Origin of the sequence: Neoroseomonas lacus (assembly GCF_014644535.1) — a bacterium.
Classification (GTDB): domain Bacteria; phylum Pseudomonadota; class Alphaproteobacteria; order Acetobacterales; family Acetobacteraceae; genus Neoroseomonas; species Neoroseomonas lacus.
Genome location: NZ_BMKW01000005.1, coordinates 214,024 through 232,215, shown reverse-complemented (window position 1 = coordinate 232,215; position 18,192 = coordinate 214,024). Strand labels below are relative to the sequence as shown.

Here is an 18,192-nt window from a genome sequence, read left to right as displayed (position 1 = left end):
GCAATGGCGACGCGCGGCGCCAACGGATGACCGTGGCGAGGTGGCCTGGAGGGGCAAGGCCCCGCCAATTGCCGTCAGAACGTCACCCGACCCGCGACCGCCAGCGCCAGCAGCATCGAGGCGACATGCGTCGATTGCTGCACCTCGCCTTCGCGGATCAGGCGCAGCACATCGGCGACAGGGATGAGTTCGACGGCGATCTCCTCGCCATTATCGAAGCACTGCGTGCCTTCGGGCTGCGCGCCGAGGGCGAGCACCGTATGCACCCGGTTGGCATGCGTCGCGGGGTTGGGGCGCAGGCTGATGACGTGGCGGAACTCGCGCGCGCCGTGGCCGGTCTCCTCCATGAATTCGCGCCGGCCGGCGACGATGGGGTCGCCGGCATCGGCGGCGTCCATCACGCCGCCGGGGAGTTCGAGATGCACCTCGCCCGCGCCATGGCGGTATTGGCGGTTCATCACCAGCCGGTCATCGTCGGTCAGCGCGACGACATGGACCCAATCCGCGTATTCCAGCACGTAGAACGGGTCGACTACATCCCCCGAGGGGGCGATGCAGCTGTCGGCGCGCACGCGGATCCAGCGATCCGCGAGCACGATCTTGCTGTCGGTGACACGCCAGTGCTTGAGCGTGCTCATTCCGCGGCGATCTGTTGCGCCTGGGCGTAGGCTTCGAGCGGCGCACAGGAACACACCAGGTTGCGGTCGCCATAGACGTTGTCCACGCGCTTCACCGGCGGCCAGTATTTGTGCGCCTTGACGAAAGGCAGCGGGAAGGCCGCCTGCTCGCGCGTATAGGGATGCGCCCACACATCCGCCGCGATCTCGGCCGCGGTGTGCGGCGCGTTCTTCAGCGGGTTGTCGGCCTTGTCCATGCGGCCCTGTTCGATGGCGCGGATTTCGGCGCGGATGGCGACCATCGCGTCGATGAAGCGATCCAGTTCCGCCTTCGGCTCGCTTTCGGTGGGTTCCACCATCAGCGTGCCGGACACCGGCCAGGACATGGTCGGCGCGTGGAAGCCGTAGTCCTGCAGGCGCTTGGCGATGTCCTCGACCATCACGCCGCCGCCCTGCTGAAAGCCGCGGCAATCGAGGATGCATTCATGCGCGACCATCGCGTTCATGCCGCGATAGAGCACGGGGAAATGCGCCTCGAGCCGCTTGGCCAGGTAGTTGGCGGACAGGATGGCGACCTGCGTCGCGCGCGTCAGCCCTTCCGCGCCCATCATGCGAATGTAGGCGTAGGAGATCGGCAGGATCGAGGCCGAGCCCCAGGGTGCGGCAGAGACGGTGATCGTCGCCGAGCCACCGCAATCCACCACCGGATGGCCGGGCAGGAAGGGCACTAGGTCGGCGGTGACGCCGATCGGGCCCACACCGGGCCCGCCGCCGCCATGCGGGATGCAGAAAGTCTTGTGCAGGTTGAGGTGGCAGACATCGGCGCCGATGCTGGCCGGGCTGGTGAGGCCGACCTGCGCGTTCATGTTCGCGCCGTCCATGTAGACGCGGCCGCCCTTGGCGTGGATCAGCGCGCAGATTTCGCGGATCGATGCCTCGAACACGCCATGGGTGGACGGGTAGGTGATCATCAGCGCGGCGAGGTTCGCCGCATGCTGCTCAGCCTTGGCGCGCAAATCGTCGAGATCGACGCTGCCGTCACGGTCGGTGCCGACCACGACCACGCGCATGCCCGCCATCGCCGCCGAGGCCGGGTTGGTGCCATGGGCCGAGGCCGGGATCAGGCAGATGTCGCGATGCGTGTCGCCGCGCGACAGGTGCCAGCCGCGGATGGCGAGCAGGCCGGCATATTCGCCCTGGCTGCCGGCATTGGGCTGCAACGACACCGCGGCGAAGCCGGTGATGCGGCACAGCCAATCCGACAGGCGGTCCGTCAGGGCGCGATAGCCCTGCGCCTGGTCGGCGGGGACGAAGGGATGGATGGCGCCGAAGCCGGCGAAGGTGACGGGGACCATCTCCGCCGTCGCGTTCAGCTTCATCGTGCAGGAGCCGAGCGGGATCATGCTGCGGTTCAGCGCGACGTCCTTGTCCTCCAGCGACTTCAGGTAGCGCAGCATGCCGTGTTCGGAATGGTGCGCGGTGAAGACCGTCGCGGTGCAATAGGCGCTGCGGCGTTCCAGCGTGGCGGGGATGCCGCCGAAGGTCGCATCGAGCGGCGCGGGCTTGCCGCCCACCTCGGCCAGGACTGCCGCAAGGGCGGCGAGGTCGCTGCGCGTCACGGTCTCGTCCAGCGCGATACCGACGACGCCGTCGGCATGCGCCGCAAGATTGAAGCCGCGCTGCAGGGCGGCGGCGGTCAGCGCTTCGGCCTTGGCACCGGCATCGAGCGCGACCGTGTCGAAGAAGGCATCGTGCTTCACCGTGAAGCCCGCCGCGCGCGCGGCACCGGCAAGCACGCGCGCGGAGAGCGCGACGCGCGAAGCGATGCGCTTCAGCCCCGCCGGCCCGTGCCACACGGCATACATCCCGGCCATGACGGCGAGCAGCACCTGCGCGGTGCAGATGTTCGACGTCGCCTTCTCGCGGCGGATGTGCTGTTCGCGCGTCTGCAGGGCGAGGCGCATCGCGGGCGTGCCGGCGGCATCGACGGAGACGCCGACGAGCCGTCCCGGCATCAGCCGCTTATGCGCATCCTTCACCGCCATGAAGGCGGCGTGCGGGCCGCCGAAGCCCATCGGTACACCGAAGCGCTGCGTGGAGCCGATGACGACATCGGCGCCCATTTCGCCGGGCGGTGTCAGCAGGCAGAGCGAGAGCGGGTCGGCGGCGACCAGCCCGAGGCCACCCACTGCCTGCACGGCGGCGATCTCGGCGGTCAGGTCACGCACTTCGCCGGTCGTGCCGGGGTATTGCAGCACCAGGGCGAAGGGCTTGGCCTCGGTGACCTCCGCGATGATGGAGGCGACCGGGACGAAGCGCACGGTGATGCCGAGCGGCGCGGCGCGCGTCGTCAGCACCGCCTTCGATTGCGGATGCAGGTCGGCGGCCGCGATGACGAGGTGCGACTTGCCGCGCGTCGCGGCGTGGGCGAGGTGCATCGCCTCGGCGACGGCCGTGCCTTCGTCGAGCAGCGAGGCGTTGGCCATCGGCAGGCCGGTGAGGTCGCAGACCATGGTCTGGAAATTCACCAGGGCTTCCAGGCGGCCCTGCGCGATCTCGGCCTGGTAGGGCGTGTAGGCGGTGTACCAGCCGGGGTTTTCCAGCACGTTGCGCAGGATGACCGGCGGCGTGTGGGTGCCGTGGTAACCCATGCCGATCAGCGACTTGATGTCGGCCCGGTTCTGCGCGGCGAGGCCGGCGAGTTCGGCCAGCGCTTCCTGCTCGGTCGCGGCCGGCGGCAGGGCCGAAAGGTCCATGCCTAGGATCGCGGCGGGGACCGTCTTTGACGACAGATCCTCGAGGCTGGTCGCGCCGACGACGCGAAGCATCTCGGCGATCTCGGTCTCGGAGGGCGCGATGTGGCGCGGCGCGAAGGCGTCGCCCTGTTCGAGGGCGCGGATCTGGTCGAGCGCTGTCACGCCAGCGTGTCCACGTAAGCCGCGTAGGCTGCCTCATCCATCAGCGCGGCGATCTCGCCCACATCGGCGGCCTCGATCTTGAAGAACCAGCCATCGGTGGTCGGCGCGGTGTTGATGGTGCCGGGGTTGTCGCTCAGGCCACTGTTCACTTCGACGATCTTGCCGGCGATCGGGGCATAGACGTCCGACGCGGCCTTCACGCTTTCGACCACGGCGATGGATTCGCCGGCGGCGACCTCACGGCCGACCTCCGGCAGGTCGACGAAGACGACGTCGCCGAGGGCGTTCTGCGCATGGTCGGTGATGCCGACGGTGGCGATGCCACCTTCGAGCCGCACCCATTCATGGTCCTTGGAGAATTTGGTGTCGGACATCGAAGCGGTTCCTCAGCGGGCGTAGCGGTGGGGGATGAAGGGGGTGGGTGCGACGACGGCCGGCAGGGCCTTGCCGCGCACCATCAGTTCAAGGGCGGTGCCGTCGGCGGCGTATTCGCGCGCGACGTAGCCCATGGCCATCGGGCCACCCAGGGACGGGCCGAAGCCGCCGGAGGTGATCTCGCCGATGACGGCACCACCGGGAGCGTGGATCGGCGTGTGGCCGCGGGCGGGCTGGCGGCCGTCCGGCTTGATGCCGACGCGCAGGCGCTTTGCGCCATTCGCGAGTTCCTCGCGCACCCGCTCGGCGCCGGGGAAGTTCCATTCGGTGCGACGGCGCTTGCCGATGGTCCAGGTCAGCGCGGCCTCGACGGCGCTGGTCGTCTCGTCGATGTCGTTGCCGTAGAGGCAGAGGCCCGCCTCCAGCCGCAGCGAATCGCGCGCGCCGAGGCCGGCGGGCTGCACGCCGGGCAGCGCGAGCAAGGCGCGGGCGAAGCCCTCGGCCTGCTCGGCGGGGACGGAGATTTCGACGCCGTCCTCTCCGGTATAGCCGCTGCGCGAGACCAGCGCGGCGACACCCGCGATGTTGAACGACCCGACGCCCATGAAGGCCAATTCGGCGATGCCCGGCGCCAGCGTCGCGATGGACGCGACCGCCTGCGGCCCCTGCAGCGCGATCAGCGCGCGGTCGGGCAGCGGCTTGAGCGTCACGCCGGCGGGCAGCGCCGATTCGATGCGCGGCAGGTCGACATGCTTGCGGCTGGCATTCACCACGAGGAACAGCCGGTCGCCGAGATTGGCCACCATGAAGTCGTCGAGGATGCCGCCATCATCGGTGGTCAGCAGGCCGTATTTCTGGCGGCCGGGCTTGAGGATCTGCACATCGGCCGGGGTGACGCGTTCCAGCGCGGCGGCGGCGCCCTCCCCCACCAATTCGGCCTGGCCCATATGGGACACGTCGAACAGCGCGGCGGCGGCGCGGGTGTGCAGGTGTTCGGTCAGGATGCCGGCCGGGTACTGCACGGGCATCATGTAGCCCGCGAAGGGCACCATGCGGCCACCCAATTCACGGTGCAGCGACGCCAGGGGCGTTTCCAACAGGGTCTCGGTCGACGAATCGGCCACGGTGCCTCCCGCCGCTGTCGCGGCGACTGGGGTTCAGTCCGTGGCCCCCCTCTGTCTACTGGACCTGAGAGATTCGGCGGGGGCGCTTGCCTCGCCTTACTCCGTCGGTGCCAAGGCTTGCGCCTCGGGCTTTCCAGAGGCCCCTTCCCCACGCGGCCCTCGGTACCTGAGCGTTTCCGGGGGCCGGTTGCGCCTTCGGCGGAGGTGTCGCCACCTCACTCTCCCGCGCGGGATCTACGGGGTGCGCCTTCCTGACAGATCGGCCGCCGCGGCGCAACGGTGGCGATCCGTTCAGTTGGTCAGGCGCGGCCCCTGCGGCGGCATGGTGGCGAGGGTGTCGAGGATCGCCTCGGTCGAGGCGCCGGAGCCACACATGCCTGTGGCCGTCTCGCCGAAATCCACCAGCCCGTGGTGGCGCGAATCCGTCGCCCGTTCCAACGGGACCAGCCACGCGGCGATGCCACGCCGGCGCAGCCCCTCGTAATACTGGCGCTGGCCGGAGAAGGGCACGTTGGTCTCGCGCGGGTCGCCGATGACGAAGATGCGGCGCGCCGGGTCGTGCGGCACCTGGTCCAGCGCCTCGTAAGGGTCGAACCGGGTCAGCGGCGCGCCAGGGGCGAGCAGGCCGCGCGCCTCCAGATAGGCCCGGTAGGAAGCGGCGCCGGAGGAGATCACCGCGCAGCGCAGGTCCGACCGCCGCGCCAGCATCGCCGCCACCAGCGTGCCGCCGCCGCTATGCCCGCCCAGGGCCCAGGCGCCGATGCGGTAGCGCTGCTTCAGCGCATCGAGCATGCCATCGACCAATGCCGCCTCGCGCGGGCGGCCGCGCAGCGCGTGGTGCTTGCCGGCGCTGCCATAGGTGCCGGGACGCCCGAGGAAAATGAAGGGGATGCCGAAGCGCGCGGCGAGGCCACGTTCCTGCTCGATCACCGCCGCCGGGCCGAAGCCGGACTGGCGGCGGCGGGCGTCGTTGCCGTGTGGCCCCAGCACATCCCCGTTCAGCCAGGCGGCGACCAACGGATTCGGCGCGTCGAGCACTAGACCGGCCGCGTAGTAGCGCAGGCAGGCGCCCTCGACCCAGATCGCGGTGTGGCTCACCGCCATGGCAGCGCAGTCGCGCCGGTCGGTCTCGATGCCATCGACGACGCGCTGCGGGTCGAACTCCTCATCACTCGAGGTCGATTGCGCGGCGGCCATGCCCGACGCGCCAAGCCACAGGCCGAGTGCCGCGACTGCGGCCCAGAGCAGTCCCGTCGCCCTCACCGCGGCCCGCGGCGCCGATTCGCGTCCAGTTCCTCGCGCGTCACCTGGAAGGACAGGCGGATATTGTGGTTCTCCACCAGCCGTTCCTCGGCGGGGAAGTTCAGTGCGACCGGGCGGCTCTGCACCCGGACCCGGCTGGCATTGCCTTCGAAGGCGACAGGGGTGGTGAAATCCTGCCGGTCGATGACTTGGCCATCGCCGGCATCGGTCACGATAATGAACCACGGCACGTTCGTGCTGCGCTGGCCGCCGCCGGCCGGGCCACGTTCCACATCGAAGATGCCGGCGACCGAGACGACCACCCCGGTCCGCCCGCGATTGTAGTCGCAGCGCGCCTGGAAGCCGATCAGCCGCGCATCGAAGGTCATCGACCCGAGGTCGTGCACGGCGCCGGGACGATAGCGCGTCAGGTCCGCCCCATCGGCCAGGATGCTGATGCGCGGGCACGGGGCCGGCGGGCTGGTCGAATATCCGGAGCTGAACCCGCAGCCGCCGAGCAGCGTCGCCGCCGCCAGAGCCATCGCCATATTGCAGCGCATCAATCCCACCCCTTCTGCCCCCTTTGACCGCGAGCGCCCCATCTATAGTGTGCCGCCCGCCCAGGACAGGCCGCAACCTGCCCGCTTTCCGGACCCAACGCACCACCCCATGACCGACGACAAGCCTCGCCTCCATGTCCTGCTCGCCGGCCCGCGCGGTTTCTGCGCCGGGGTGGATCGTGCGATCCGGATTGTCGAGGAGGCGCTGAAGCGCCACGGCGCCCCGGTCTACGTCCGCCATGAGATCGTGCACAACCGCTTCGTCGTCGAAGGGTTGGAACGTCAGGGCGCGGTGTTCGTGGATGAGCTCACCGAGGTGCCCCATGATGGGCAGCCGGTGGTGTTTTCCGCCCATGGCGTGCCGAAATCCGTGCCGGCCGAAGCGCGGAACCGGCAGATGTATTTCCTCGACGCCACCTGCCCGCTGGTCAGCAAGGTGCATCGCGAGGCCGAGCGCCACCACGCGCGGGACCGCCATCTGCTGCTGATCGGCCATGAAGGGCACCCAGAAGTGATCGGCACCATGGGCCAGTTGCCCGAGGGTGCGACCACGCTGGTGCCGGACGCCGCCGCCGCGCGCACCATCGCGCCGCCGGCCGGGGTGCCGCTCGCCTATACCACCCAGACCACCCTGTCGGTCGACGACACCGCCGAAATCGTCGGCATCCTGCGCGAGCGCTTCCCCGGCATCGAAGGCCCGGCGAAGGAGAACATCTGCTACGCCACCACCAATCGCCAGGCGGCGGTGAAGGCAGTGGCGGTGCGCAGCGAGCTGGTGGTGGTGGTGGGCGCGCCGAATTCGTCCAATTCCGTGCGGCTGCGCGAAGTCGCCGAACGCGCCGGCGCACCGCGCGCGGTGATGGTCCAGCGCGGTGCCGAGCTCGACCCAAGCCTTGCCGATGGCTGTGCCACGATTGGCATTACCGCCGGCGCCTCCGCCCCGGAAGTGCTGGTGCAGGAAGTCGTGGACCGGCTGCGCGAGCGGTTCAACGTGACCACCGAGGAAGTGACCATTGCCATGGAGGATGTGATCTTCCGCCTGCCGCCAATGCGCGCCGTCGTCTGATGGCCGTCTATACCGAAGTGACCGATGAGGCGCTGCGCGCCTTCCTCGCCGACTACGAACTGGGCGGCCTGGTCGCCTTCCGCGGCATCGCCGAGGGGGTCGAGAACTCCAACTTCGCGCTGAAGACCGAGGCGGGGGATTTCATTCTCACCCTGTACGAGAAGCGCGTCGATCCGGCGGAGCTGCCGTATTTCCTCGGGCTGATGGAGCATATGGCGCGCGGTGGCCTCGCCTGCCCGACGCCGGTGCATGCGCGGGACGGGCGGGCGCTGCGCAGCCTGGCGGGCCGGCCGGCGGCGATCGTGACCTTTCTGCCCGGCGTCTGGCCACGCAAGGTGCGCCCCGAGCATTGCGCGCCGCTCGGCCGTGCGCTGGCGCAGATGCATCGCGCCGGGGAAGGCTTCGCCATCGAGCGGCCCAACGCCCTCGGGCCGGCCGGCTGGCGGCCGTTGCTGGAGGGATGCCGGGCGCGCGGGGATGAGGTGCAGCCGGGGCTGGTGGCGGAACTCGATGCGGCGCTGGCCAGCATCCTCGCGGCCTGGCCGGCGGCGGGGGCGATGCCACGCGGGCACATCCATGCCGACCTGTTCCCCGACAATGTGTTCTTCCTGCCCGGCGAGGACGGCAAGCCGCGCGTCTCCGGGCTGATCGACTATTACTTCGCCTGCACCGACCTCTATGCCTATGACATCGCGATCTGCCTGAACGCCTGGTGCTTCGAGACGGATTACAGCTTCAACGTGACCAAGGCGCGGGGGCTGCTGTCGGCCTATGACGCGGTGCGGCCGATCGGGGCGGAGGAGCGCGCGGCCCTGCCGGTGTTGGCGCGCGGCGCGGCGCTGCGCTTCCTGCTGACGCGGCTATATGACTGGACGCATACGCCCCCCGGCGCGCTGGTCACACGCAAGGACCCGCTGGAATACCTCCGCAAGCTGCGGTTTTTCATGCAGGCCGACAGCGCCGGGGCGCTCGGCCTGTGAGCGCCGATCCGCGTCCGCTGGTCGAAATCTGGACCGATGGCGGCTGCAAGCCGAACCCGGGGCCGGGCGGCTGGGCGGCGATCCTGCGCTTCGGCGAGCATGAGCGGGAACTCTCGGGCGGCGAGCCGGAGACGACCAACAACCGCATGGAGCTGACCGCCGCGATCATGGCGCTGGAGACACTGAAGAAGCCCTGCCAGGTCGCGCTGCATACCGACAGCGAATATGTGAAGAACGGCATCAGCCGCTGGATCCATGGCTGGGTGCGCGCCAATTGGCGCAATTCGGCCAAGGAGCCGGTGAAGAATCTCGACCTGTGGCAGCGCCTGCTTGCCGCGGCCAAGCCGCATCAGGTGGAGTGGAGATGGGTGCGCGGCCATGCCGGGGACCCGATGAACGAACGGGCAGACCGGCTGGCCACGGCGGCGCGGGACGCGGCGGCCGGTTGAGCCGGCGCGGCGGCACCCGCATCACCCCGGCAAGCTCGCCACCGCGCTCAAGCCGCCCTTCGGCCGGTTGTGCAGCACCACATCCCCGCCATGGGCGCGCATGATGTTGCGCGCGATGGTCAGGCCGAGGCCGGTGCCGCCGGTCTCCCGGTTGCGGCTGCTTTCCAGCCGGCGGAAGGGGGTGAAGACAGCCTCCAGCTCGCTCTCCGGAATGCCTGGTCCGTCATCCTCCACCGCCATGCGCACGAGGCCGGTCTCGTCGCGTGTCAGGCGGATCCGCGCCGCGCCGCCATAGGACAGCGCGTTGCTGACGAGGTTCGCCACCGCGCGCTTCATCGCCACCGGCCTGGCCCGCACGGTCAGGCGTTCCGGGCCGTCATACTCGATCGCCTCGGCCAGTTCGGGGCGCGCATCGGCCGCCTCATCCGCCACCGTGCGGCAAAGTGCGGCGAGGTCGAGAGCCGCGGCCGGTTCGGCCGCCGCGTCATCGCGCGCGAAGGCGAGGGTCGCGGCGATCATCTGCTCCATCTCATCGAGGTCGGAGAGCATCTTTCGCCGCTGCTCGTCGTCATCCATAAATTCGGCGCGCAGCCGCAGCCGGGTGATCGGCGTGCGCAGGTCATGCCCGATCGCGGCGAGCATCTGCGTGCGGTCGGCGACGAAGCGCCGGATGCGCTCGGCCATCTGGTTGAAGGCGCGCGCCGCGATGGCGACCTCCGAGGGGCCTTTCACGTCGAGCGGCGGCGCGTTCACGTCCCGGCCGAGCCGGTCGGCCGCCGCGGCGAGCAGGCGCACCGGGCGCATCAGCCGCGCCACCGCCCCAAGGATGAGCAGCACCGCCGCCACCGTCATCAGCACGAAGGCGATCAGGAAGGTCGGCGAATGCCAGGGCTGCGGCGGTGGCATGTGGACGCTGATGTTCAGCCAAAGCCCATCGGGCAGGCGCAGCGAGGCCTGATAACCGCCAGGGCCACCCGGCCCGATCCGCACTTCCCGCGGGCGCAGGCGGGGCGGGCCTGAACCCAGTAGGTCCAGCCGGAACAGGCGAACCAGGTCCGGTGGTGGCGGCGGCATGCCCGCGCGTACTGAGGGTTCCACATCGAGGTCGACGCTCAGCCCCTCCGGCAAGGCGAGGTCCGCGAGCATCTGTTCGCGCCGGTCGGGCGGCGCCAGCATGGCGGTGCGCCAGGCGCCGAAGCTGCGGCCGGCGATCTCGCGCGCATGGATGAAACGCTGCAGGTCGACCCGGTCCAGCGCATGGATGGTCAGGCCCGCGGCCTGCACGAGCATCAGCGCGAGGATCAGCCAGAAGGCGGTGCGCCCGCCGAGCGTCGCCGGCAGGCCGAAGCGGCGCCGCGGCTCGCCTTGGGGTTCAGGCATGGGCGGGCTCAGGACCGTGACCAGGATGCGCGCGTTGGTGCCTCAGCCACGGTCGACCGTCGCCGCCAAGACATAGCCGCCGCCGCGCACGGTCTTGATGAGGGAGGGGTTGCGCCCATCATCCTCGAGCTTGCGGCGCAGGCGGGAGACGGCGACGTCGATGGCGCGGTCGAAGGGACCGGCCTGGCGGCCACGCAACAGGTCCATCAACATGTCGCGGGTCAGCACGCGGTTGGCGCGTTCGACCAGCACCAGCAGCAATTCGTATTCGCCGCCGGTCAGCGAGACCTCCGCGCCATCCGGGTTGAGGAGGCGCCGCCGCCCCGGCTCCAGCGTCCAGCCGGCGAAGCGGATCACCTTGGCCGGGGGATCCTTGGCCGCGCCTTCGCCGCTGGCGCGTCGCAGCACGGCGCGGATGCGGGCGAGCAGTTCGCGCGGGTTGAACGGCTTGGCCACATAGTCGTCGGCGCCGAGTTCGAGGCCGACGATGCGGTCGGTCTCCTCCCCCATCGCGGTCAGGATCACCACCGGCACGTCGGACTGGCTGCGCAGCCAGCGGGCGAAGTCGAGCCCGGGTTCGCCGGGCATCATCAGGTCGAGCACCACCAGGTGGTATCGGCCGAGCGGCCAGACCCGCCGCGCCTCCCGCGCGTCGCGCGCGGCGGTGACGCGCATGCCCTGCTTCTCGAGGAAGCGGGACAGGAGATCGCGGATTTCGCGGTCGTCATCGACCACGAGGATATGCGGGACAGGTTCCATGGCTTGTTACAATAGCGCGTTCGGGCCGGTGTTCAGCGGGTCATCGCGTTTCGATGCGTAACGGCCGGGCATCCTGTTGCCCTGCGTTGCAATTCAATCGCTTTGGGGGCTTCGTGCGCGCCATGCCCGACCCATCTCATCCTTCAGGAGTTGCGCGTCCCGCCCATCCCCCAGGGCGCGGCTCCGGGGCGGCGAGGGTGGACCCCCCTCCCACTACGGCCCTCGCCGCCTCCCCCCCGCTGCCCGAGTGGGCGCGAGCGGGCATCGCCGAACTCGCCCTGCTCGACACCGATTTCGCGGGCATCGAGGCCGTCGCCGGCCCGCTGCCCTGGCGCAGCCGCGACCCCGGCTTTCCCGGCCTGCTGCGCACGATCTGCGGCCAGATGATCAGCAACCAGGCGGCCGCGGCGATCTGGGGGCGGCTGTCGGCGCTGCCCGGCGTGCTGGAGCCCGAGGGGCTGCTGCGAACCGACCAGGCACAGCTGCGCGAGGCGGGTTTGTCGCGCCCGAAGGTCGCGCATGTGCGGGCGCTGGCGGCGGCGATCGCCGAGGGGCGGCTCGACCTGGTGGCGCTGCGGATGGCGCCGGACGACGTCGCGGTCGCCGCCATCTCGGCGATCCCGGGCCTGGGTCCGTGGACCGCGCGGGTGCATCTGCTGTTCGGATTCGAGCGGCCGGATGTGTTTCCACCGGGCGATGTCGCCCTGGCCGCCGGCCTTGCGCATTTGAAGGGGCTGCCCGAACGGCCGTCCCCCAAGGCCTTGGTGGCAATGGCGGTGGCCTGGTCGCCCTGGCGGTCGCTGGCGGCGCGGCTGCTGTGGCACCATTGGCGCCACGTCACGGGGCGACCCGCGGGCGAGTCTTCGTGATTCGGTGAATACGGGTCATGTCGTAGCAACAATGCTGCGCTATGCTGCGAAGCATCATGCTCCTTCGCACCCATCGCGGCCTCGGCCGCCCGCCCTATGAGAATGTCGCCCTCGTGCTGCAGGGGGGTGGCGCGCTCGGCGCCTACCAGGGTGGCGTCTATCAGGCGATGCACGAGGCTGAGATAGAACCGACCTGGGTCGCCGGGATTTCGATCGGGTCGATCAATGCCGCGATCATCGCCGGCAATCCGCCGGAGGACCGCGGGGCGGCGCTGCGCGGCTTCTGGGAAAGCATCACCGCCCCGCATGGCGGGCTGATCGGCGGCGCCTGGGACGCGCTGGACCCACCGGCGCACGGCACCGACATGCGCCGCTTCGTCAACAGCATCCATGCCGCCGCGGCGCTGTTCCAGGGCGCGCCGGGCTTCTTCTCCCCGCGCCTGCCGCCGCCCTACATGCAGCCCCCCGGCAGCAACGAGGCGGTGAGCTACTACGACACATCGAAGCTACGCCGAACGCTGATGGAATTCGCCGATTTCGACCGGATCAACAGCGGCGAGATGCGCATCAGCCTCGGCGCGGTGAATATCCGCAGCGGCAACTTCGTCTACTTCGACAATCGGACGGATGTGATCCGGCCCGAGCATGTGATGGCCTCAGGCGCGTTGCCGCCCGGCTTCCCGGCGGTCGAGATCGATGGCGAGCTGTACTGGGATGGCGGCATCGTCTCCAACACCCCGCTGCAATGGGTGGTGCAGGACCGGCCGATGCGCGACACCATCGCCTTCCAAGTCGACCTCTGGAGCGCGCAGGGCATGCTGCCTCGCGACCTGACCGAGGTCGCGATGCGGCAGAAGGAGATCCAGTTCTCCAGCCGCACCCGGCAGAACACCGACCAGTTCATGCAGCTGCAGCGGCTACGCATCGCGCTGCGCAAGCTGCTGAAGCAGGTGCCGACCGAATTGCTGGAAAGCGAGGAAGGCCGGCTGCTGCACATCGCGGCCTCGGAGACGGTGTTCAAGGTGGTCCACCTGATCTACCGGTCGCGTCAGCATGAGAGCGATTCCAAGGACTATGAATTCTCGCGCCGTTCGATGCGCGAGCATTGGGAGGCCGGCCATCTCGATGCGGTGCGCACGCTGCGCGACCCGGCCGCGCTGAAGCGCCCCCATGCCGATGTCGGTGCCGAAACCTACGACCTCGTGCGCAGCGACGCGCGCTGAGGCCGCCCCCCCAAACGAGGATGCGATGACCGAAGACGAGATCCGCCGTAACGCCTTCGCCATGCCCTTTACGAGCCCGGCCTATCCGCCGGGGCCGTACAAATTCGTCAACCGCGAATTCATGATCATCACCTACCGCACCGACATGGAGAAGCTGCGCGCCGTCGTGCCCGCGCCGCTCGAGGTGACGGAACCGCTGGTGAAGTACGAGTTCATCCGCATGCCGGATTCGACCGGTTTCGGCGACTACACCGAGACGGGCCAGGTCATTCCCGTGACCTACAAGGGCAAAAAGGGTGGCTACACCCATTGCATGTTCCTCAACGACCATCCGCCGATCGCCGGTGGACGGGAATTGTGGGGCTTCCCGAAGAAGCTCGCCAACCCGACGCTGAAGGCGGAGATCGACACGCTGGTCGGCACGCTGGACTACGGGCCGGTACGCGTCGCCACCGCGACGATGGGATACAAGCACCACCATGCCGATGAGGCGGCGGTGCTCGCCTCGCTGGGCACGCCGAACTGGCTGCTGAAGATCATCCCGCATGTCGATGGCACGGCGCGGATCTGCGAGCTGGTCGAATACTATCTGCAGGATGTGACGCTGAAGGGCGCCTGGACCGGGCCGGCGGCGCTGTCGCTGATGCCGCACGCGCTCGCCCCGGTGGCCGACCTGCCCGTGCTGGAAGTGGTCTCAGCGACGCATCTGGTGGCTGACCTTACGCTGGGCCTCGGCTCGGTGGTGCACGACTACCTCGCCTGAATACTCTCGAAAGGAAGACACCATGCGTCTCAAGGACAAGGTCGCGATCGTCACCGGTTCGGCGAGCGGGATCGGCAAGGAGATCGCCAAGACCTTCGTGCGTGAAGGGGCGAAGGTCGTGATCGCCGACCTCAACCTCGATGCCGCGAAGGCGGCCGCGGCCGAACTCGGCGGCGATGGCGTCGCGCTGGCCGTGGCGATGGACGTGACCAACGAAGCCGCCGTCGATGCCGGCGTGGCCGAGACCGTGAAGGTGTTCGGCGGCGTCGACATCCTGGTCAGCAATGCCGGCATCCAGATCGTGGCGCCGGTCGACCAGTTCGACTTCGCCAAGTGGAAGCTGATGCTCGCCATCCATCTGGACGGCGCCTTCCTGACCACCCGCGCCTGCCTGCGCGAGATGTACAAGCAGGGCCGCGGCGGGTCGATCATCTACACCGGGTCGGTGCATTCGAAGGAAGCCTCGAAGCTCAAGGCGCCGTATGTCACGGCGAAGCACGGGCTGCTCGGGCTGTGCAAGGTGGTCGCCAAGGAAGGCGCCGAGCACAACGTTTTCGCCAATGTCGTCTGCCCGGGCTTCGTGCGCACGCCGCTGGTCGACAAGCAGATCCCGGAGCAGGCCAAGGAACTCGGCATCTCCGAGGAAGAGGTGATCAAGAAGGTCATGCTCGGCGAGACGGTGGATGGCGAATTCACCACGGTCGAGGATGTCGCCGAGGCGACGCTGTTCTTCGCCTCCTTCGGGTCGAAGGCGCTGACCGGGCAGTCGCTGGTGGTTAGCCATGGGTGGTTCATGGAGTGAGAGGGGGGCTTCTTTGAGCCCTCGAACGGTGGGCGCCGCGCATCCGCGCGGCGTGCCTTCGCGCCGCGCGCTGGCGCGCCGGGGAGCACGGTCGGTCTGGGCGCGGTCGCGCCTTGCGCTCCCAAGCCGAGGCTTCTGCCTCGGGTCGATTGCTTTTTTGCCCTCATGCGCCGGGCAGCCGGCATCCGCCGGCCTTGGTTTCGCGCCGTGCACTGTCGCACCGAGCACCACTGACGGTCCGGGCGCGGTCGCGCCTTGCGCTCCGGGCCCGAGGCGTCTGCCTCAGGCCGCTATTTCTGATTTCTGGGTGGACGCCTGTTCTTGACGAGCGGGCGGCGGCGCTGGAAGGGTCCGCCACCATGCCCCAACTCTCCCCACGCATCCGCGACACCCAGAACCCACCCATCCCCGCCGTCCGCGCCTGGGCGGCGCGGTATGATGGGGCTGCCGGGCAAATCCTCGACCTGACCCAGGCGGTGCCGGGTTATCCGCCGCATCCCGATCTGCTGGCCAGGCTCGCCGAGGCGGCCGGTGGGCGCGCCGCCGCGACCTATGGCCCGATCGACGGCGAGCCGGCGCTGCGCGAGGCGCTGGCGGCCGACATCTCCGGTTTCTACGGCGAATGCGTGCCGAGCGAGGCGGTGGCGATCACCTCCGGCGGCAATCTCGCCTTCACCATGGCGATGACGGTGCTGGCCGACACCGGCGAGGCGGTGATGCTCCCCTCCCCCTGGTATTTCAACCATCGCATGGCGCTGACCGCGCTCGGTATTCCCTGCGTGCCGCTGGACTGCCGTGCCGAGGACGGCTTCATCCCCGACCCGGACCACGCCGAGACCCTGATGGCCGGCGTGCGCGCCATCGTTCTGGTCACGCCGAACAACCCGACCGGCGCGGTCTATCCGCCGGCGATCATCGCGCGGTTCGCCGACCTGGCGCGGCGGCACGATGCCTGGCTGGTGCTGGACGAGACCTATCGCGACTTCCTCGCGCCGTCGCAGTGCCCGCCGCACACATTGTTCGCCGACCCGGATTGGGGGGATGGCTTCATCCATCTCTATTCCTTCTCCAAGGCCTATTGCGTGCCGGGGCACCGGGTTGCGGCGATCGCTTCAGGCGCGGGGTTTCGCGCGGGGCTGATGAAGGCACTCGACACCATGCAGATCTGCGCGCCGCGGGCGGCGCAGACGGCGCTGGCCTGGGGGGTTGAGGCGCTGCGCGACTGGCGTTTGGCCAATCGCGACCTGATGGCCGGGCGCGCCACGACGTTCCGCCGGGCCGCCGCTCAATTGCCGGGGTGGCGGCTTGATGCGCTGGGGGCGTATTTCGCCTATCTGCGGCTGCCGGAGGATGCGCCGGATGCCATCGCCATGGCGGAGAGGCTGGCGGTGGAACGCGGGCTGCTAGGCCTGCCGGGGCCGTTCTTCGGGCCGGGGCAGGAGCGGCATCTGCGCCTCGCCTTCGCCAATGCGGAGGACAGCGTGATCGCGCAGGTGCCGGCGCGGCTGAGAGGCCCGGTCAGCCGGGATTGAGCGGTGGCGCCGGGTCGAAACCGTTCGGTGTCACGCCACGCGGGCGGATGAAATCGTAGGAGCCGCGCGGCAGGAAGCGGCCGGTGCCGGGTTCGGCCTGCACCTTGCCGTCGCGCATCACCACCTCGCCACGGCGGATGGTGGCGACCGGCCAGCCGGTGACCTCCAGACCCTCGTATGGCGTGTAGTCGATGGCGTGCTGCATCAGCGCGTTGGTGATGGTCACCTTCTTCGCTGGATCCCACAGGGCAAGATCGGCATCGGCGCCGATCGCGATCATGCCCTTGCGCGGCGCGAGGCCCATCAGCCGCGCCGGGTTGGTGCTGGTCAGGCGGACGAATTCATCGAGGCTGATGCGGCCCTTCGAGACACCCTCGCTGAACATGATCGGTAGGCGCGTGGCGAAGCCGGGGATGCCGTTCGGAATGTCGCGGAACACCGCATCCGACCCGTTCTGCCGCTTGCCCTTGTCGCCTTCGTAGGAGAAGGCGCAATGGTCGGAGGAGACCACGTCAAGCGTGCCGCGGCGGATCATTTCCCAGATGCGCGCCTGTTCTTCCGTCGTGCGCGGGGATGGGCTGCACATGAATTTGGCGCCCTCGAAGCCGGGGCGGTCCATGTCGGCGGCGGTGAGTGCCACGTATTGCGGGCAGGTCTCGCCCCACACCTTCACGCCGCGATATTGCGCGCGGGCGATCTCCTCGGCCGCTTCGGCGCAGGAGACGTGGAATACCTGGATCGGTTGGTCCACCAGCTCGGCCAGCGCGATAGCGCGGTGGGTCGCTTCGCGCTCGACGACCGGCGGGCGTGACCAGGCGTGGTATTTCGGCGCGGTCATGCCGTGCTTGAGCAATTCATGCGTACGCCAGTTGATGGCGTCGTAGTTCTCGCAATGCACGGTGACCAGGCAGCCGAGTTCGCGCGCCTTGGTCAGCACGCGCAGGAACTGGCCATCGGAAAGGTGCAGCGGTTCGTAGGTGAGGAAGACCTTCAGGCTGCGCACGCCCTCAGCGACGATGCGTGGTACCTCGATATCCATCACCTCGTCGGTCGGGTCGGCGATGATCTGGTGGAAGGAATGGTCGAGCATTCCCTTCGCCGCCCGCGCACGCGCATCGACGTAGCGGTCCCAGACGCCGAAGCCCTTCCATTGCGGCACGAAGCAGACGACCGAGGTGGTGCCGCCGGCGAAGGCCGAGGCGGAGGCGGTGGCGAAGGACTCCTCGCTGACCGTGACGGGCGGTTCGGCGTCCCCCGTGCTGGCGTAGCCGCCGCGCGAGACTTCCTCGATATGGCAATGGCTGTCGACGCCGCCGGGCAGCACCAGCAGGCCATCGGCCGCGATCACCTGGGCGGCGTTTGTGATGCTGTCGGCCAAGGCGACGATGCGGCCATCGCGGACGCCGATGTCGCAGCGTGTCGTGCCGAAGCCAGTCGCAACCTGGCCGCCGCGTATCGCGAGATCGTAGTCAGCCATCACCATTCTCCCATTCGCTGCGGTGCAAGATTGCGGCGCGGCGGCGGAGGCGTCCA

Annotated in this window: 17 protein-coding genes and 1 riboswitch; of the genes, 8 read left to right on the top strand and 9 right to left on the bottom strand. The window is 69.3% G+C overall.

All coding sequences use genetic code 11. The features are described 5' to 3' along the window. Window positions 1-74: 74 nt before the first annotated feature. From IEY36_RS11695 to IEY36_RS11670, 6 genes are all read right to left on the bottom strand, one after another. A complete protein-coding gene (locus IEY36_RS11695) occupies window positions 75-638 on the bottom strand; it encodes an NUDIX hydrolase (RefSeq protein ID WP_188967246.1) in 564 nt (187 codons plus the stop codon). After that, window positions 635-3,535: an aminomethyl-transferring glycine dehydrogenase gene (gene gcvP / locus IEY36_RS11690; protein WP_188967245.1), complete on the bottom strand. Its 2,901-nt coding sequence runs from the start codon at window positions 3,533-3,535 to the stop codon at window positions 635-637. Before gcvP ends, IEY36_RS11695 begins: the two co-directional genes overlap by 4 nt. Further along, on the bottom strand, window positions 3,532-3,909 hold the full coding sequence (gene gcvH, locus IEY36_RS11685) for a glycine cleavage system protein GcvH (RefSeq protein ID WP_188967244.1): 378 nt from the start codon (window positions 3,907-3,909) through the stop codon (window positions 3,532-3,534). The genes gcvP and gcvH overlap by 4 nt, the downstream gene beginning before the upstream one ends. A 12-nt stretch (window positions 3,910-3,921) precedes the next feature. Further along, window positions 3,922-5,034: a glycine cleavage system aminomethyltransferase GcvT gene (gcvT, locus tag IEY36_RS11680; protein ID WP_188967243.1), complete on the bottom strand. Its 1,113-nt coding sequence runs from the start codon at window positions 5,032-5,034 to the stop codon at window positions 3,922-3,924. Between the two features lie 143 nt (window positions 5,035-5,177). Beyond that, window positions 5,178-5,270, bottom strand: a riboswitch (glycine riboswitch). 55 nt (window positions 5,271-5,325) lie between these two features. Beyond that, window positions 5,326-6,297 carry an alpha/beta hydrolase family protein gene (locus tag IEY36_RS11675; protein WP_188967242.1) on the bottom strand — a complete coding sequence of 324 codons (972 nt, stop codon included), beginning with the start codon at window positions 6,295-6,297 and terminating at the stop codon, window positions 5,326-5,328. Continuing rightward, entirely contained in the window at window positions 6,294-6,836 is a 543-nt protein-coding gene (locus IEY36_RS11670) for a hypothetical protein (RefSeq protein WP_229681259.1), read from the bottom strand. The genes IEY36_RS11675 and IEY36_RS11670 overlap by 4 nt, the downstream gene beginning before the upstream one ends. 109 nt (window positions 6,837-6,945) lie before the next feature. On the opposite strand from IEY36_RS11670, the gene ispH reads away from it, so the two are divergent. From ispH to rnhA, 3 genes are read left to right on the top strand one after another with little or no spacing between them, the layout of a single operon-like run. Continuing rightward, window positions 6,946-7,902: a 4-hydroxy-3-methylbut-2-enyl diphosphate reductase gene (ispH, locus tag IEY36_RS11665; RefSeq protein ID WP_188967240.1), complete on the top strand. Its 957-nt coding sequence runs from the start codon at window positions 6,946-6,948 to the stop codon at window positions 7,900-7,902. Continuing rightward, window positions 7,902-8,882, top strand: a complete 981-nt coding sequence (locus IEY36_RS11660; RefSeq protein WP_188967239.1) for a homoserine kinase — start codon at window positions 7,902-7,904, stop codon at window positions 8,880-8,882. The genes ispH and IEY36_RS11660 overlap by 1 nt, the downstream gene beginning before the upstream one ends. Continuing rightward, entirely contained in the window at window positions 8,879-9,331 is a 453-nt protein-coding gene (gene rnhA / locus IEY36_RS11655) for a ribonuclease HI (RefSeq protein ID WP_188967238.1), read from the top strand. Before IEY36_RS11660 ends, rnhA begins: the two co-directional genes overlap by 4 nt. 21 nt (window positions 9,332-9,352) lie before the next feature. Here the strand turns inward: rnhA and IEY36_RS11650 are convergent, their stop codons facing one another. Both IEY36_RS11650 and IEY36_RS11645 read right to left on the bottom strand, forming a co-directional pair. Next, window positions 9,353-10,711, bottom strand: coding sequence for an ATP-binding protein (locus IEY36_RS11650; RefSeq protein WP_188967237.1), 1,359 nt, complete (start codon window positions 10,709-10,711; stop codon window positions 9,353-9,355). 42 nt (window positions 10,712-10,753) lie between these two features. After that, window positions 10,754-11,470 carry a response regulator gene (locus tag IEY36_RS11645; RefSeq protein WP_188967236.1) on the bottom strand — a complete coding sequence of 239 codons (717 nt, stop codon included), beginning with the start codon at window positions 11,468-11,470 and terminating at the stop codon, window positions 10,754-10,756. 197 nt (window positions 11,471-11,667) lie between these two features. On the opposite strand from IEY36_RS11645, the gene IEY36_RS11640 reads away from it, so the two are divergent. The 5 genes from IEY36_RS11640 to IEY36_RS11620 all read left to right on the top strand — a co-directional run bounded on the left by IEY36_RS11640 (window position 11,668) and on the right by IEY36_RS11620 (window position 16,659). Further along, complete coding sequence (locus IEY36_RS11640) at window positions 11,668-12,339, top strand: DNA-3-methyladenine glycosylase family protein (RefSeq protein ID WP_188967235.1); 672 nt, start codon at window positions 11,668-11,670, stop codon at window positions 12,337-12,339. Window positions 12,340-12,395: 56 nt separating this feature from the next. Then, on the top strand, window positions 12,396-13,562 hold the full coding sequence (locus IEY36_RS11635; protein ID WP_188967234.1) for a patatin-like phospholipase family protein: 1,167 nt from the start codon (window positions 12,396-12,398) through the stop codon (window positions 13,560-13,562). A gap of 25 nt (window positions 13,563-13,587) precedes the next feature. After that, the gene (locus IEY36_RS11630; protein WP_188967233.1) at window positions 13,588-14,325 is read left to right on the top strand and encodes an acetoacetate decarboxylase; all 738 of its coding nucleotides are present in this window, start codon (window positions 13,588-13,590) and stop codon (window positions 14,323-14,325) included. Window positions 14,326-14,347: 22 nt separating this feature from the next. Then, on the top strand, window positions 14,348-15,127 hold the full coding sequence (locus tag IEY36_RS11625) for a 3-hydroxybutyrate dehydrogenase (protein WP_188967232.1): 780 nt from the start codon (window positions 14,348-14,350) through the stop codon (window positions 15,125-15,127). Window positions 15,128-15,486: 359 nt separating this feature from the next. Continuing rightward, window positions 15,487-16,659: an aminotransferase gene (locus IEY36_RS11620; RefSeq protein ID WP_188967231.1), complete on the top strand. Its 1,173-nt coding sequence runs from the start codon at window positions 15,487-15,489 to the stop codon at window positions 16,657-16,659. Here the strand turns inward: IEY36_RS11620 and hydA are convergent. Then, window positions 16,646-18,136 carry a dihydropyrimidinase gene (gene hydA, locus IEY36_RS11615; protein WP_188967230.1) on the bottom strand — a complete coding sequence of 497 codons (1,491 nt, stop codon included), beginning with the start codon at window positions 18,134-18,136 and terminating at the stop codon, window positions 16,646-16,648. The two genes, IEY36_RS11620 and hydA, sit on opposite strands and share 14 nt — an antisense overlap. Window positions 18,137-18,192: the final 56 nt, after the last annotated feature.

Coding starts and splice junctions, on each gene's coding strand:
- IEY36_RS11635 (WP_188967234.1), top strand. CDS start 12,396: ATGCTCCTTCGCACCCATCGCGGCCTCGGCCGCCCGCCCTATGAGAAT.
- IEY36_RS11660 (WP_188967239.1), top strand. CDS start 7,902: ATGGCCGTCTATACCGAAGTGACCGATGAGGCGCTGCGCGCCTTCCTC.
- IEY36_RS11620 (WP_188967231.1), top strand. CDS start 15,487: ATGCCCCAACTCTCCCCACGCATCCGCGACACCCAGAACCCACCCATC.
- hydA (WP_188967230.1), bottom strand. CDS start 18,136: ATGGCTGACTACGATCTCGCGATACGCGGCGGCCAGGTTGCGACTGGC.
- IEY36_RS11650 (WP_188967237.1), bottom strand. CDS start 10,711: ATGCCTGAACCCCAAGGCGAGCCGCGGCGCCGCTTCGGCCTGCCGGCG.
- IEY36_RS11695 (WP_188967246.1), bottom strand. CDS start 638: ATGAGCACGCTCAAGCACTGGCGTGTCACCGACAGCAAGATCGTGCTC.
- IEY36_RS11630 (WP_188967233.1), top strand. CDS start 13,588: ATGACCGAAGACGAGATCCGCCGTAACGCCTTCGCCATGCCCTTTACG.
- gcvH (WP_188967244.1), bottom strand. CDS start 3,909: ATGTCCGACACCAAATTCTCCAAGGACCATGAATGGGTGCGGCTCGAA.
- IEY36_RS11625 (WP_188967232.1), top strand. CDS start 14,348: ATGCGTCTCAAGGACAAGGTCGCGATCGTCACCGGTTCGGCGAGCGGG.
- ispH (WP_188967240.1), top strand. CDS start 6,946: ATGACCGACGACAAGCCTCGCCTCCATGTCCTGCTCGCCGGCCCGCGC.
- IEY36_RS11670 (WP_229681259.1), bottom strand. CDS start 6,836: ATGCGCTGCAATATGGCGATGGCTCTGGCGGCGGCGACGCTGCTCGGC.
- IEY36_RS11645 (WP_188967236.1), bottom strand. CDS start 11,470: ATGGAACCTGTCCCGCATATCCTCGTGGTCGATGACGACCGCGAAATC.